General features: G+C 74.7%; 13 protein-coding genes. 8 read left to right on the plus strand and 5 right to left on the minus strand.

The genetic code is table 11. The features are described 5' to 3' along the window. Positions 1-8 precede the first annotated feature (8 nt). Genes ACYQ02_RS09050 through ACYQ02_RS09070 form a run of 5 tightly spaced genes read left to right on the plus strand, consistent with a single transcriptional unit; the run spans position 9 to position 7,034 of the window. Positions 9-1,952: a methyl-accepting chemotaxis protein gene (locus ACYQ02_RS09050; RefSeq protein WP_460040117.1), complete on the plus strand. Its 1,944-nt coding sequence runs from the start codon at positions 9-11 to the stop codon at positions 1,950-1,952. Beyond that, the gene (locus ACYQ02_RS09055) at positions 1,942-2,610 is read left to right on the plus strand and encodes a chemotaxis protein CheW (RefSeq protein WP_460040118.1); all 669 of its coding nucleotides are present in this window, start codon (positions 1,942-1,944) and stop codon (positions 2,608-2,610) included. The genes ACYQ02_RS09050 and ACYQ02_RS09055 overlap by 11 nt, the downstream gene beginning before the upstream one ends. Beyond that, a complete protein-coding gene (locus ACYQ02_RS09060; protein ID WP_460040119.1) occupies positions 2,607-4,970 on the plus strand; it encodes a chemotaxis protein CheW in 2,364 nt (787 codons plus the stop codon). The genes ACYQ02_RS09055 and ACYQ02_RS09060 overlap by 4 nt, the downstream gene beginning before the upstream one ends. Beyond that, positions 4,970-6,106: a protein-glutamate methylesterase/protein-glutamine glutaminase gene (locus ACYQ02_RS09065; RefSeq protein ID WP_460040120.1), complete on the plus strand. Its 1,137-nt coding sequence runs from the start codon at positions 4,970-4,972 to the stop codon at positions 6,104-6,106. The genes ACYQ02_RS09060 and ACYQ02_RS09065 overlap by 1 nt, the downstream gene beginning before the upstream one ends. A gap of 37 nt (positions 6,107-6,143) precedes the next feature. After that, the gene (locus ACYQ02_RS09070; protein ID WP_460040121.1) at positions 6,144-7,034 is read left to right on the plus strand and encodes a CheR family methyltransferase; all 891 of its coding nucleotides are present in this window, start codon (positions 6,144-6,146) and stop codon (positions 7,032-7,034) included. A gap of 13 nt (positions 7,035-7,047) precedes the next feature. Here ACYQ02_RS09070 and ACYQ02_RS09075 read toward each other — a convergent pair whose 3' ends face one another. From ACYQ02_RS09075 to ACYQ02_RS09090, 4 genes are all read right to left on the minus strand, one after another. Beyond that, positions 7,048-9,036 (minus strand): TRAP transporter permease, encoded by a 1,989-nt coding sequence (locus tag ACYQ02_RS09075; RefSeq protein WP_460040122.1) that lies wholly within the window; start codon positions 9,034-9,036, stop codon positions 7,048-7,050. A 105-nt stretch (positions 9,037-9,141) separates the two neighbouring features. Beyond that, entirely contained in the window at positions 9,142-9,582 is a 441-nt protein-coding gene (locus tag ACYQ02_RS09080; protein ID WP_460040123.1) for a hypothetical protein, read from the minus strand. Positions 9,583-9,954: 372 nt separating this feature from the next. After that, entirely contained in the window at positions 9,955-10,980 is a 1,026-nt protein-coding gene (locus ACYQ02_RS09085; RefSeq protein ID WP_460040124.1) for a TAXI family TRAP transporter solute-binding subunit, read from the minus strand. A gap of 368 nt (positions 10,981-11,348) precedes the next feature. Continuing rightward, positions 11,349-12,548, minus strand: a complete 1,200-nt coding sequence (locus tag ACYQ02_RS09090) for a M42 family metallopeptidase (protein ID WP_460040125.1) — start codon at positions 12,546-12,548, stop codon at positions 11,349-11,351. Positions 12,549-12,892: 344 nt separating this feature from the next. On the opposite strand from ACYQ02_RS09090, the gene ACYQ02_RS09095 reads away from it, so the two are divergent. Both ACYQ02_RS09095 and ACYQ02_RS09100 read left to right on the plus strand, forming a co-directional pair. Next, on the plus strand, positions 12,893-13,219 hold the full coding sequence (locus ACYQ02_RS09095; RefSeq protein ID WP_460040126.1) for a TM2 domain-containing protein: 327 nt from the start codon (positions 12,893-12,895) through the stop codon (positions 13,217-13,219). 130 nt (positions 13,220-13,349) lie between these two features. Next, positions 13,350-13,556, plus strand: a complete 207-nt coding sequence (locus ACYQ02_RS09100) for a CDGSH iron-sulfur domain-containing protein (protein ID WP_460040127.1) — start codon at positions 13,350-13,352, stop codon at positions 13,554-13,556. Positions 13,557-13,706: 150 nt separating this feature from the next. Here ACYQ02_RS09100 and ACYQ02_RS09105 read toward each other — a convergent pair whose 3' ends face one another. After that, the gene (locus ACYQ02_RS09105) at positions 13,707-14,552 is read right to left on the minus strand and encodes a class I SAM-dependent methyltransferase (RefSeq protein ID WP_460040128.1); all 846 of its coding nucleotides are present in this window, start codon (positions 14,550-14,552) and stop codon (positions 13,707-13,709) included. A 208-nt stretch (positions 14,553-14,760) separates the two neighbouring features. Between ACYQ02_RS09105 and ACYQ02_RS09110 the strand changes: the two genes are divergently transcribed. After that, complete coding sequence (locus ACYQ02_RS09110; protein WP_460040129.1) at positions 14,761-15,120, plus strand: hypothetical protein; 360 nt, start codon at positions 14,761-14,763, stop codon at positions 15,118-15,120. Positions 15,121-15,135: the final 15 nt, after the last annotated feature.

Consider the following 15,135-nt stretch of genomic DNA (forward strand, 5'->3'; position numbering starts at 1 on the left):
CCGGCGACGTGAAGGGATTTCGTCTAGGCGTCGGTGCCAAGCTGTGGTCGGCCTTTGGCGTCATGCTGCTGCTTCTGGCCTTCGTCGCCTACACCGGCATCACGGCGATCCAGCAGATGGTCGCCATCACGGGCGAGGTCGACCGCATCGGCCGGACCCTGACCCTGGCCGCCCAGGTCCGGGCCCTGGCGGAGGAACAGGCCTCGGCGGTGCGCGGGTTCCTCCTGACCGGCGATCCCGCCTACCGCAACGCCTCCCAGGAGGCCGCCACCGCCATGTCCCAGGTGCTGGCGGAGCTGCGCAACCTGGCCACCCAGGCCGCCACCCAGGAGGCCGTCGACGCCGTCGGCACGGCGGCCAACAGCTTCCAGCAGGCGGTTGCCCCGGTCCTGGCCATGCGCCCCACCACCCCCAGCGACGTCCAGCAGGCCTTGACCCGGGTCCGGGACCCCCAGGCCCAGCTGGATGCCGCCGTGGACCGGCTGGTCGAGAACCGCCAGGCCCGCCACCAGGCGATCCTGGAGGAGGAACGGGCCGCCGAGAGGCGGGCGCGGCTGCTGATCCTCGGGCCGGCCGCCGCCGCCCTGGTGGCCGGCCTGGTCATCGCCTACACCCTGACCCGCGCCCTGACCCGGGCGCTGCGCCGGGTCGCCCAGACGGCCCGGCGGGTGGCCGATGGCGACCTGACGGTGCCCTTCCTCACCGTGCGCAGCCGGGATGAGATCGGCGACATGGCCCAGGCCTTCAACGACATGCTGCGCAGCCTGCAGGAGGTCCTCCAGGCCGTGCAGGCTTCGAGCCGGGCGGTCCTGGTCGCCGCCCGCGACCTCAGCGCCGCCGCCGAGCAATCGGCCCAGGGCGCCGCCGAGGCGGCCCAGGCCGTCGGCCAGGTGGCGGCCGGCGTGACCGAGCAGGCCCAGGCTTCCGACGAGATGCGGCAGGCCGTCGAGCAGCTGCGCCAGACCACGGAGCAGATCGCCACCGGTGCCCAGCAGACGGCGGGCGAGATCCAGGCCACCTCCCACCTGCTGGACCAGATGAACCGGGCGGTGGAGACGGTGGCCGGCACCGCCACCCGGGCCCGGGAACGGGCGGAACAGGCGGGCGGCACGGCGGACCAGGGGGCGGAGGTGGTGCGCCAGACCCTGGACGTCATGGGCAACATCCGCCGGGCCGTGGAGGAATCGGCCGAGCGGCTGCGCAGCCTGGAGCAGCTGTCGTCCCAGATCGGCGAGATCACCCAGGTGATCTCCGGCATCGCCGAGCAGACGAACCTGCTGGCCCTGAACGCCGCCATCGAGGCGGCCCGGGCCGGGGAGCACGGCCGGGGCTTCGCCGTGGTGGCCGACGAGGTCCGCAAGCTGGCCGAGCGGTCGGCCGTCTCCGCCCGGGAGATCACCGGCCTGATCGACCGCATCCAGTCGGGCACCGCCGCCGTCGTCCAGGCCATGGTGACCGCCACCGACCAGGTGGAACGGGGCGGCGTCATGGCGGGCCAGACGGGCGAGGCCCTGCGGGCGGTGCTGGACGCGGTGCAGGGGGTGGTGGACGACGTGCGCGCCATCGCCTCCACCGCCGCCGACCTGCGGACCAGCACGGAACAGGTGGTGCGGGCCTTCGACGCCGTGGCGGCCGTCACGGAGGAGAACACCGCCGCCACCGAGGAGATGGCCGCCGGCGCCACCCAGGCGGGCAAGTCGGTGGAGCGGGTGGCCGCCGTGGCCCAGGAGAACGCGGCGGCCGCCGAGCAGGTTTCGGCCGCGGTCGACCAGCTGAAGGCGGCGGCCGGTCGCGTGGCCCGTTCGGCCGCGGACCTCAGCCAGGTGGCGACCCGGCTGGAGCAGCAGATCAGCCGCTTCAAGCTGGCATCCGGCGGCCCGGAGGCGGAGCGGGCCCGGTGGGAGCCCACCCCGGCCCTGGCCGCCGCGGGAGGCGAGGGCGATGGCCGCTGAGACCGCCCGCCGGCCGGAGGCGGGCGCCCGGGAGAACCGGGTGCTGGTCCTCTTCCGCCTGGCCGGGGAGGACTACGGCCTCGACGTTGGCTGCGTGCGGGAGATCATCACCTGGCAGCCGCCGACCCGGGTCCCCCGCACCCCGCCCTTCGTCGAAGGGATCATCAACCTGCGCGGCCACATCATCCCCGTCCTGGACCTGCGCCGCCGCCTGGGCCTCGCCCAGGGGGAACGGGAGCGCAGCACCCGCATCGTGGTGGTGGAGCTGGGCGCCACGGTGGTGGGGCTGGTGGTGGACGCCGTCTCCGAGGTCATTCGCCTGCCGGGCGGCACCATCGAGCCACCGGCGGAGGTCCTGGCCGTGGACGCCAGCTTCATCGAGGGGATCGCCCGCCACGGCGACCGGCTGATCCTGGTCCTGCAGCCCCAGCAGGTTCTGGCGCCGGCCGAGTGGCAGGCCGTCCAGGCGATCCCGGGAGCGGCCGCGGCGGCGGAGCCGGAGGGACCCGGGGACCCAGGGGGGGTGCAGTCACCGGGGGAGACGGCGGCCGCCGCCGGGGCCCCTGAGACCGCCGGGGCCGTCTCGGCCGGGCCCGCGGGCGATGACGTTGCCGCGGCCGAACCCGGGCCGGCCCCGCACGGAGGGAGGACCCCGTGAGCCCCGATCCCTGGCTGGAGTTGAGCGAGGAGGAGCGCCAGCTCTTTTTGGCCGAAGGCGGCGAGCTCCTGGACCAGCTGGAGGCCGGCCTGCTGGAGCTGGAGGCCGGCCGGGCGGGGCCGGACACGGTGCACGCCGTCTTCCGGGCCGCCCACACCCTGAAGGGTTCGGCGGCCACCGTGGGCCTGGACGCCATGGCCGCCCTGACCCATGCCATGGAGAACCGGCTGGACGCCTGGCGCCGCGGCGACGGGGCCCCGAACCCGGGCGAGATCTCCCGGATGCTGGCGGGGGTCGATCACCTGCGGGCCACCCTGGCGGCCGTCGCCGCGGGGGAGGCCCCGCCGCCCCTGCCCGAGGACCTGGCGGCCACCCTGGCTTCAAGCGGGCCCGGCGGCGTCCCGGTGGGCCGTTGGCCGGCCGGGGCGCAGGACGGGGCTGCGGAGGAGCCGGGGGCCGGGGTGGCTGAGGCGGCGGGGGCGCCGGCGGCCGAGGCGGCAGCCAGCCCAGCCGCCGGCGCCGGCGATCCTCCCGCCTGCTGGCTCATCGAGGCGGAGCTGGAGCCGGGCTGCCTGATGCCCGCGGTGCGGGCCCTACAGGTCCTCCTGGCCGTGGAGGAACGGGCCCCGGTGCTGGCGTCGGAGCCCTCCCGGGAGGGCCTGGAGGCCACCTGGTCCGGCCCCACGGTGCGGGTGTGGGTGGACGGCAGCGCCGCTGCCCCCGCCTTGGAGCAGGCCGCTGCCGCCGTGCCCGACGTTCGCGCGGTGCGGGTACGGCCGGCAGCGGGCCCTCGCCAGGAACCGGCCGGGCCCGCCGGGCCGGCCGGGGCGGCCCCGGCACCGGCCGGCGCGGTGCCGGCGGCCGCCCCGGCCCCTCCGGGTGGGGCAGCGGCCGGTTCCACCCAGCGGGATCGGGGGGCGGCCGAACCTCCCGTGGCCGGCACCGCCAGCGGGGAGGTCCCCGCCGGCGGATCGCCATCGCAGGCGGCTGCTCTGGCCGGTGCCCCCGCGGCCGCCGGTTCCACCACCGCGGCGGCGGCCCCGGTCCCCGGCCGCTCGCCCTCCGCGGGAGAGCCGCTCCCCACCGCACCAGGGGCTGGCCGGACCGCCCCACCCGCCAGCGACGACCGCACCATCCGGGTGGACGTGGCCCTGCTCGACCGGTTGCTCAACCTGGTGGGCGAGCTGGTGGTGGAACGGGGCCGGCTGGGGCAATTGGGGCTGGAGCTGGGGCGGCGGCCCGCCGTCCACGACCTGGCCGACGAGCTCTTCCGCGTCAACGGCCAGATCGCCCGCATCACCGGCGCCTTGCAGGACGCCGTCCTCCAGGCGCGGATGCTGCCCGTGGCCCGGATCTTCCGGCGGTTCCCCCGCCTGGTCCGGGACCTGGCCCTGATGCTGGGCAAGGAGGTCGAGCTGGAACTGGCCGGGGAGGACACCGAGCTCGACCGCACCCTCCATGAGGTGGTGGCGGACCCGCTGCTCCACCTGGTGCGCAACGCCCTGGACCACGGCATCGAGCCCCCCGCCGAGCGGCAGCGGGCCGGCAAGCCGCCCACCGGCCGGGTCCGGCTGGTGGCGGCCCGGGAAGGTCACCACGTGCTGATCCGGGTCGAGGACGACGGCCGGGGCCTGGATCCCCAGCGCCTGCGCCGGGCGGCGGTGGACAAGGGTCTGCTCACCCCCGACCGGGCGGCGGCCCTCAGCGACCGGGAGGCGTACGACCTCATGTTCCTCCCCGGTTTCAGCACCGCCGCCCGGGTCACCGGCGTCTCGGGCCGGGGTGTGGGCCTCGACGTGGTGCGCCAGCGCCTGGAGCAGGCGGGGGGCCGGGTGGAGGTGGAGAGCCGCCTCGGCCAGGGCACCGCCTTCACCCTGGTGCTGCCCCTGACCCTGGCGACCCTGCGCACCCTGCTGGTCCGGGTCGACGAGTTCCTCTACGCCCTGCCCCTGGCCGATGTGGGCGAGGCCGTACGGGTCGAACCGGCCGAGCTCCGCTCCGTGCAAGGCCGCTGGGTCACCACGGTGCGGGGTCAGGTGGTCCCCCTGCTCTGGCTGCGCCAGTTCGGCGACCCCCGCTTCCGGCCTGCCCGCCCAACGGAACCCCTGGTGGCGGTGCTGGTCGAGCACCAGGGACAGCCCATCGGCCTGGTGGTCGACGGGCTGCTGGGCGAGCAGGAGGTGGTGGTCAAGGGGCTGGGCGAGCTCTTGGCCGGAACCCGTGGCTTGAGCGGGGCCACCATCCTGGGGGACGGGCGGCTGGCCCTGATCCTGGACACGCCCGCCCTGGTCGGCGAGCTGGCGGCGATGGGGGCCGGTTCCACCCCCCGGTCCGGCGCCGGCAGCCGGGGGAGCGGGTGATGGCGGTGGGAAGCGGCCGCCCGATCCGCGTGCTGGTGGTGGACGATTCCGCCTTCATGCGGCGGGTGATCACCCGCATCCTGGAGAGCGATCCTGCGGTGCAGGTGGTGGGCACGGCCCGGGACGGGCTGGAGGCCGTCGCCCGGGCGGGGTTGCTCCGGCCCGACGTGATCACCCTGGACGTGGAGATGCCCCGGTTGGACGGCCTGGCCGCCCTGCCGCAGATCCTGGCGGTCCACCCCTGTCCGGTGGTCATGGTCTCCAGCTTGACCCAGCAGGGCGCCCAGGCGACCGTGCGGGCCCTGGCCCTGGGGGCCGTGGACTTCGTCGCCAAGCCCTCCGGGGCGGTCTCCCTGGACCTGGATCGGGTGGGGGCCGAGCTGGTCGCCAAGGTCAAGGCGGCGGCGGCCATCCCCCACCCCCAAACCCGGGGCCGCGGCCCCGCCGGGGGCGCCGCCCGTTCGCGCCCCGGTCCTGAGACCGGGCCGAAAGCCATTTCCGGCCCTGGTCCCGTCACCGGCCCCGGCTCCGGCCACGACGTCCCGGGCGGTCCCCGGGCCCTCACCCACCTGGTGCTGGTGGCATCGTCCACCGGCGGGCCCGGCGCCCTCTACCGGCTGCTGGGCGCCCTGCCCGGCGACCTGCCGGCAGCCGTGGTCATCGTCCAGCACATGCCCCCGACCTTCACCCGGGCCCTGGCCCAGCACCTGGACGAGGTCTCCGGCCTTGCGGTGGCCGAAGCGTGGGACGGGGCCCGCCTCAGGGATGGGAGCGCCTGGGTGGCGCCCGGTGACCACCACCTGGTGGTGACGGCCGGGGGTGTCCTGCGCCTGGACCAGGGCCCGCCGCTGCACGGCGTCCGCCCGGCAGCCGACGTCACCTTCGCCTCGGTCCCGGAGGAACTGGCCCGGCGGGCCATCGTCCTGGTCCTCACCGGCATGGGCGCCGACGGGGCCAAGGGCGCCCAGCGCCTGCACCGGCTGGGCGCCCGGGTGTGGGTGCAGGACCCCGGCAGCTGCGTGGTGGCGGGCATGCCCGGGGCGACGGCCGCCCTGGGCATCGCCGAGCGATCGGGCCCGCCGGAGGACCTGGCCCGCTGGCTGGTGGAGGCGCTGGGTGGCGGCGTCAAGGGTTGACAGGCCCACACCGCTCGAAGGAAGGGATTGTTGGTCGATGCCAGGATCGCCAAGCTTCCCGCCAAGGGAGGAACCGGCCGCCACCGGCCCGGCTGGCGACGCCCAGTTCGCCGTGCTGGCGGCCGCGGTCCACCAGACCCTGGGGCTGCAGCTGGAGGCCTATCGCTCCCAGCAGCTAGAGCGGCGGCTCCGGTTCTTCCGCGAGCGCCACGGCCTGGCGGACAACGCCCACCTGGCGGCCCGCCTGCGGGAGGATCCGGCCCTGGCCCAGGCCTTCGAGAACTTCCTGACGATCAACGTGTCCGAGTTCTTCCGCAACCCGGACCGGTTCGACCTGCTGCGCCACCGCTTCCTGCCCGAGCTGCTGCGCCGGCGCTCCCCGCTCCGGATCTGGAGCGCCGGCTGCTCCGTCGGGGCAGAGATCTACTCCGTGGCCATCCTGCTGGAGGAGCTGGATCCGGCCGGGCACCACGAGCTGGTGGGCACCGACATCGACGCCGCGGCCCTGGAAAGGGCGCGGCAAGGCTGGTTCGAACCCCTCGAGGTCCGCGGGGTGCCCGCGCCCTGGCGGCAGCGGTACTTCCGCCCCGAAGGCGGCGGCTGGGTCCTCAAGCCGGAGATCCGGCACCGGGTGCGGTTCGCCCGCCACGACCTGATCGCCGATCCCTACCCGGGCGGCTGGGACCTGATCCTCTGCCGCAACGTGGTGATCTACTTCACCGAAGAGGTCAAGCGCCGCGTCTGGACGTCCCTGGCCGCCAGCCTGCGCCCCGGCGGGATCCTGTTCATCGGCGGCAGCGAGAGCCTCTACGGGGTGACGGGGACGGGCCTGCGGTACCTGGCTCCCTGCTTCTACGTCCGGGACGAAGGGCCCGCTCCGGGGTACGACCCCGCCCTCCCCTCCGGCCCGCCCCCGGCCCAGCCTTGAGGGGAGCGTCCCATCACGCGCCAGCGGCCGGGGCCGCGGTCCGGCGCGCCGCCAGGTGCAGGCCCAGGCCCGCCGCCGCCAGCACCAGGCCGGTCAGGTCGCCCTGGGGTCCCGGGTACATCAAGGCCAGGCCCCCGAGGGCGAGCAGCACCCGCTCGGGCCACCGGGCCGGCCCCCGCACCCAGCCGGCGATGCCGGCCACCAGGGCCGCCAGGCCGGCGATGGCCGTCAGGGTCGCCCGCAGCACGCCGAACCACGGCCCGTCCAGGAGCAGGTTCATCCCCGTGGGGCTCAGGGTGAAGAGGAACGGCACCAGGAAGGCCGGCAGGGCGTACCGCCACGTCAGCCACATGGTGCGGAAGGGGTTGCCGCCGGTGATGGCCGAGACAGCGAAGCACGACAGGGCCGTGGGCGGCGATACCTCCGACAGGACGGCGTAGTAGAACGTGAACATGTGGGCGGCCGGTTCGGGCACCCCCACCTGGACCAGGGCTGGGGCCACCGTCACGGCGGCGACGATGTAGGAGGCCGTGATGGGCAGCGCCAGGCCCAGGAGCAGCAGCACCAGGGCGGACAGGATCAGGGTCGGCACCAGCTGGCCGCCCGAGAGGGCCAGGACCAGGGACGAGAACTTGAGCCCCAGGCCGGTCAGGTTCAGCACGCCGACGATGATGCCGGCCACGGCCGTCGTCGCCACCACCGAGAGGGCCGAGCGGGCCCCGCGATCCAGCGCCTCGACCAGCTTCCGCGGTGTCAGGGCCGTGTCCCGGCGCAGGAAGGACACGGCGACGGCCAGGGCCATCGACCAGAGGACCGCGTAGGCCGCGGTGTAACCGGCCAAGAGGAACACCACGATGGCGACCAGGGACGTCAGGTGGAACCCGTACTGCCGCAGGAGCCGGCCCACCGGCGGTGCCGTCGCCGTCACCGGTTGCACCCGGCCGCCCACCGTATCCAGCTCGATCATCAAGAGGATGCAGAGGTAGTAGAGGACCGTGGGGACCACGGCCCAGCGGATCACGTCCAGGTAGGAGACCTGCAGGATCTCCGCGATGATGAAGGAGGCCGCCCCCAGGATGGGCGGCGAGATCACGGCCCCGATGCCGCCGGCCGACAGCAAGGCCCCGGCCCGCTCCGGGCTGTAGCCGGCCCGGCGCAGCAGGGGCCAGGTGATCGCCCCCAGGGTGACGGCCGTCGCCACGCCGCTGCCCGACGGGCCCCCCAGCAGGAAGGAGGCGGCGGTGACCGCCCGGCCGGGCCCGGCCCGGTGCCGGCCGACCAGGGCGAGCGACAGGTCGACGAAGAACCGCCCCGCCCCCGAAGCGTCCAGCAGGGCCCCGTAGAGGGTGAAGAGGATGATGAAGGTCGCCGACACGCCCAGGGGCACCCCGAAGATGCCTTCCAGGGACAGGTACATCTGGCCGACCAGCCGGGAGAAGCTGTAGCCGCCGTGGCCCCACATGCCGGGGAAGTAGGGGCCGAGGAAGCCGTAGGCCAGGAAGGCCACCGCCAGCAGCGGCAGGACCCAGCCCGTGGTGCGGCGGGCGGCCTCCAGCACCAGCAGCAGGGCCACCGTCCCCAGCACCAGGTCCGGCAGCTCGGGCCGGATGATCCGGTAGGCCACCTCCCGGTAGTAGACGACCAGGTAAGCCATGGACGCCGCCGCCAGGGCGGCCAGCAGCACGTCGCTCCAGGGGATCCGCCGGCGGTCCTGCCGGGCCGTGGCCGGATACAGCAGCAAGATCAGCACCAGGCCGAAGCCCAGGTGGATGGCCCGCATGGGATGGGACGGGATGTAGGCGAAGGTCGCCCAGATGTGGTAGATGGCCATGGCCACCGCCAGGCCGCGGATCAACAGGGCCCACGGCCGGGACGGCCGCCGGGTCGCCCCTTCGAACCGCTCGACCAGCTCGTCCACGTCCTCGAGGCGGCCCGGGTCGATCCCCCCCTCCACGGTGGAGTGGCCTTCGCCCTGGGTTCCGACACCGGCCGATGGCTTCACCCTGGTCCCCCCTCCATATCGCCCGGCGCTCTCCGTCCACCCTTCCCCCGATCCCGCCCCCGCCCGGTCCCGGCGCCCCCGGGTACACCCGCGGCCGGGAAGGGCTCAAGGGCGCTCAGGGAAGCGGGAGCGGCGACCTTCCTCGTCCCCGGCGCCGGGGCTGACGGTCAACACGGCTTCCCCGTTGACGCCCACCAGTTCGAGCAAAGGCCAGCACCGCCCGGCGACGACCAGGGACCGTTTCCCCGTCGGTGTCGCCCGGATCCGCAGGGATGAAACCGGCACCCCGGCCGGTTGCAGCCCTAGAGCGGCCAGCCGGTACCACGCCCCGTCCGGGCCCCCGCTCCAGCCGAAACCGCCGCAGGCTAGCCGGGGGGGCGCCGCCAGCCGCTCGAGCTGCCAGCGCCCCTCCGGTCCCCCGCCGTAGTACCAGGCGATGTCCGGCGACGGCGCCTCCACCGCCATGGGGACGAACCCGGCCGGTGTGACCCGGAGGCGCTCCCGCACGGGCACGTGGAACAGGGAGTGGAGGTACTCCAGTTGCACCTCGCGGCCGGGTTCCACCGCCCAGGCGGCGACCGGCCTGCCCGAGGCCGTGCGGACGACCAGTGCCAGGGTCTCCGGCCCGGGTTGGGAGGGGCCTCCCGGCCCCCAGACGGCGAGGCCGGGGCCCGGCCATCGGGCCGCACCCGGAACACCGCCGGTCGGAACACCCCCGGTCCGACCGGCCCCGGGCCCTGCGCCCGCCAGCGCGAGGCCCAGGAAGACGGCCACCAGGCCCGCGGTCCCGAAGGCCGCCCCCCACCGGCGCCCGGCGGCCCCGCACCCGCCGCGGGGGGCCGCCCGCCGGGCCCGCGGGAGTCGCCCCTCTGCGGTTCCAGGCGAGCGTCGCCCCTCAGCGGTTCCCCGCATCACGCCTCAGCGGTTCCAGGCGCCTTGCTCCTGGTAGTACCGGATGGCCCCCGGATGGTACTCCACCACCTGGCCCGTCACGGCGTTCTCCAGCGTCAGCTTCTCGGCCTCGGGATGCACGGCGACCAGCTCCGCCTTGTGCTCGAACAAGGTCTTGAGGATGTCGTAGGCCCGCTGCTCGTCCATGCTGGCGGGGACCAGCAGGTAGTTGGGGACGGCGACCGTCGGGGTGTCCTCCTTGACGTCGCCGCTGTAGGCGCCGGCCGGGAAGCTGTCCTCGACGTAGACGGCCCCGTACTTCTGGACCAGGTCGTCCACCACGTCCCCCATGGGGACCAGGTAGATGTCGAGCCCCGGCGTGTTGGCCAGGTCGCTGACGGCGCCGGTGGGGTAGCCGCCCGACCAGAAGAAGGCGTCGATCCGCCCGTCGCGCAGGGCGTCGGCCGATTCCTGCACGCCCAGGAACTCCCGCTGCACATCCTTGTCCGGATCGAGCCCCGCGGCCTCCAGGATGCGCAGGGCCGTCACCTCGGTGCCGCTGCCCGCGGCGCCGGTGGACACCCGCTTGCCCTTCAGGTCCGCCAGGGTGCGGATGCCCGAATCGGCCCGGGTGACCAGGTGGTTGTAGTTGTTGTAGAGGACCGCCAGCGCCTTCACCGGCTGCGGCCCGTCGAAGGGGTCCTGCCCCTGGACCGCCAGGTAGGCCGTGTCGGCCAGGCTGAAGGCCATCTCCGCCTGTCCGGTGGCCAGAAGCAGGATGTTGTCGACGGAGGCCGACGTCACCTCCGCCACCGCATTGACGCCCGGCAGGTGCTTGCTCAACACGTCGGCCATGGCGCCGCCGTAGATGTAGTAGACGCCGCCCGTGCCGCCCGTGGCGATCCGGATTTGGCCGCCCTGGGCGCCGCCCGCGCTCCCGCCGCCGCTGCCTGCCGGGCTCGGCCCGCCGCCACCACACCCCGCCAGGACCACCAGGGCCAGTGTCACCAGTAGCACCGGCATCCTCCGCCGCAGGCCCTCGCGCCGCCGCATGACCATCCCTCCCCCGTCGGTGGAACCAGCCCCGCGCCGGGCCCGCCGACGGCCTGCCGGCGCCGTCGGGCGTGTCAAGGCGCCCGGCCGGGCTTGTCCCGTATCACCGGCAAGGTTCGGCGTTCAGGGCTAGGGCTCCTCCCCCGCGGGGGCAAGGATTCCATTTCCTGGTTTCACCCTGGTGCCCGGGCAGCCCCAGGGGCCAGGACGGCGGGCGGCGCCCGCGGCGCTTCGTCCAGGTACGGCCGGGCCGGTGGGGCCTCGTCCGGCCGCCCGCGGCCAAGCGGGCCCTCCTGGGCCGCCACTGGGGCCGGGGCCGGGGGGCGGCGGCGCCGGGGAGGGCCCGTCCGGCCCTGGGACGGTCGCCGTCAGCCGCGGCCGTCGCGGGCTTCCACGGCCGGAACGGCTGCCCCGCCGAAGCCTCCCGGCAGCCCTGCCACCGCCGGCATGGCCGCGGGGACGGCGACCGGCGGCGGGTACGCCGGGGCCATCGCCTTCAAGGCTTCGACGGTCGCCCCGTCGAGGCGCTGGATCACCGCCACGATCAGCCGGGCGGCGTGTTCCAGGTCCGACAGCTGCAGGATCGAGCCGTGGCTGTGGATGTACCGCACCGGGATCCCGATGGACAGGGTCGGCACGCCCGTGGACGCCGTGTGGATCTTGCCGGCGTCGGTGCCGCCGCCGGGCATCACGTCGAACTGGATGGGGATGCCATGCTGGCGGGCGGTGTCGATCACCAGGTCCCGCAGCCGTAGGTGGGGGATCATGCTGGCGTCATAGAGGGAGATGGCCGGTCCGCCCCCCATGCGGCAGGAGGCCGGCAGGCGGCTGCGGTCGATCCCGGGCGTGTCCGTGGCCACCGTCGTGTCGATGACCAGCGCCACGTCGGGCGCCACCGCCCGGACGCTGGTGGTCGCACCGCGCAGGCCGACCTCCTCCTGGACGGTGGCGACGGCGTAAACCGTGTTCGGATGGGGCAGCGCCGCCAGGCGGCGCACCACCTCCACCAGCACCACGCACCCGGCCCGGTTGTCCCAGGCCTTGGCCAGGAAGGCCCCCGGCGGCCCAAGGGGCTCGAAGGGGCTGGCCGGGACCACCGGATCCCCCGGCCGGATCCCCAGGGCCTCTGCCTCCTGGCGGCTGGTGGCGCCCACGTCGATGAACATGTCCCGCATGTCCACGGGGCGGCTGCGTTCTTCCGGCGGGAGGATGTGGGGCGGCTTGGCGCCGATGATCCCGGTGACGGGACCGCGGGCGGTGTAGATCCGGACCCGCTGGGCCAGCATCACCTGGCTCCACCAGCCGCCGATGGGCTGGAAGCGGATGAAGCCGCCGTCGTCGACGTGGCTCACCATGAAGCCGATCTCGTCCAGGTGGGCCGCCAGCATCACCCGCGGGCGGGCGGCGGCGCCGGGCCGTTCGGCGATCAGGGAGCCCAGGTTGTCGGTCCCCAGCCGCGGGACCAGGGGGCTCAGATAGCGGGTCAGCACCTCCCGCACCGGCGCCTCGTACCCCGAGACGCCGGGGGCCTCGGTCAAGTCCCGCAAGAGGGCCCAGTCGGTGGTCATGGCGTCACCTCCGGCCCTAACCTGCACGCCCAGCCCGGTGGGTATCCCTTGCGCCCTGGGCCCCGGCGCCGGTCTGCAGGGCGCCGGTGTGCAGGAGGAGCGCCCATGGCGCCGAATACGTAGGTTTCGTGCCACCGCGAGGAACCGCGGCGACCGGCCGCGGGCCGTCCGGCCCGCCAGGGGCCGGCCGGGGGCGGGCGGCAGAGGCCTCCCGGCAGCGCCGGGCGGCCAGGTGGGGGCGCCCGCGGCCCGACCGTCCCCGGCGCGGCGAGGCCAGCGTCCTGCCATGTCCCGCGGGACGGGGTGACCCCCGCGCATACGGGGTGGCGGGAAGGAGGGAGACCGTGGCCGATCTTTACGACCTCTCCGACCGGGAGCTGCAGCTGGCCCGGCTGGAGATCGAGCGCCGGCAGAAGTCGGCGGTGGTGGCCTGGCTGTTGTGGCTCTTCCTCGGCGGCCTGGGCGGCCACCGCTACTACCTGGGACCGGTCTGGCAAGGCATCCTGATGACCTTGACCCTCGGTGGCTTGGGATTCTGGGCCCTCATCGATGCCTTCTTCATCCCCCGGCGCCTGCGGGCCGTCAACCAGGCGGTGGAGGACGAGGTGGTGCGGGCGATCATCGCCCGCCGTGGCCAGGGTGACAACCCGGCGTCGATCCACCCCGCCTGACCGGCCCGGCCGCGCCGGCTCACCCCCTTGGCGCCCGCCGGCCCGGTCGATGGCAGGCGTTGACGCGCCCTTCCGGGCGGTCGACACTGGGAAGAGGATGCCATCACGATCCAACGGGAGGGATCGACCGGTGAGCCGGCTGGTGCGCCACGACCGGAATCGGCCCTATGAGGTGCGGCCGGAGGGGTCCGAGAAGAGCATCTGGATCTGCGCCTGCGGCCTCTCGAAGAACAAGCCCTTCTGCGACGGATCCCACAAGCGGACCCGGGACGAGAAGGAAGGGGCCCTCTACATCTACGACGACGAGGGCCGCATCGAGGTTCAGTCCATGTATTGACCTCGTCGGACGGATGGCGCGGGGCGCAGGCGGTCGCGGACGAACCCAGCCCCGGTGCCCCATGGGTCCAGCCCCACCCCGGGGCCGGTCGGTGACCCCCGACCGGCCCCGTCGCGTATCCGTGCCGGGTTTCCAGGAGCACCGCGCCACCTAGGGCTTGCGCGCCACCAGGAGGACCCGGCGCTTGAGGAAGACCCAGCCGCCGGCTTCCTCCCGCACCACCTGGTGCCGGACGGCCGGTTCGTCCCGTTCCCAGCGAGCCCGGAGCCGGGCCAGGATCTCCGCCTCCAGGGGGACCGGAGCCAGCCACACGGCCAGGGGCATGGGGTCCGTGAGGACCTCGAGCCGCTCCAGATCAAGCCCCGCCTCCTCCACCATGGCGGCCCACCGGCCTGGGGTGTGGGCCCAGGCGTGGGAGGCGTCCCGGATCCGTTCCAGATCGTTGAAGAGGGCCGCCCCGCCGGGGTGGGCCGGCGGCGTCATGTCGACGATGCCCAGGCGGCCGCCCGGGGTGAGCACCCGCACCATCTCCGCCAGGGCCGCCGGCACGTCCCGGAAGTGGTGGGCCGCCCGGCGGCAGGTCACCAGCTCGAACGACCCCTCGCGGAAGGGCAAGGCGTGGACGTCGCCCACCACGAACCGGGCGTTGGTCACCCCCCGCTCGGCCGCCTCCCGGGCAAAGGCCTCAGCCATGGCGGGGGTGAGGTCGACGCCCGTCACCGCCTTCACCCGCGGCGCAAAGGCCAGGGCCGTGTGGCCCGTGGCGGTGGCCACGTCCAGCAGGCTTTGGTGCGGCTGGGGATTCAGGGCGTCCACCAGGGCGTGGAGGTCCGCCCCGGAGCGGTGTCCCTGGCTCCGGCGGTACGCTTCCGCGTGCTGACCGAAGAAGGCCCGAATCGCCTCGACATCGCCGCCCGGCCCCCTCCCGTCCCTGCCTCCTGCGGGCGAACCGGCCGGCTCCGCGCCGGTTCCGTCCCGCCCCGCCCAGTGCGCCATGTTCGCGCCTCCCCTCGGTCGCCGACGGGTCCGACCGAGGGCGCGGGTCTTGGACCGCGGCCTTGGCCTCCGCCCTCGGCGTCGTGTCCCTCCATCCTTTCATCGGGTCGTGGACCGGTTCCTCCCCGGTTGAAAGCCGGGTACGATGGTGGCATCGAGCCTGTCCACGGGAGCACCATCGTGCAGGAGACGCGAGGGAGGGACCACGGTGCCGGCGCTGTCCTTCGTCCACGGCTTCCTCGGACCCATCGTGTTCGCCTTTGCCGTGTTGCGGGTGATCTGGACGGGATACCAGTGGCTGACGGGCCGGGAGCTGCCGGCCGCCCGCATGGTGGGCGGCATCGCCGTCGGCCTGTTCGACCTTCAGGCCCTGCTGGGGATCGGGCTGGTGGTCACCGTGGGGGTCGGCGCCGTGACGTGGCGTCACCCCCTGTTGATGCTGGCGGCGGCGGTGCTGGCCCACATGAGCGTCGCTTCGGGCCGGCGGGCCCAGGGACGGGCCGGCGGACCCTTCGCCCTGGCGCTGATCAGCGCCCTGCTGGTGGCGGTGGCCTATCCCGCCCCCTGAGCAACCCATGGGCAC

The organism is Thermaerobacter litoralis (assembly GCF_054654595.1).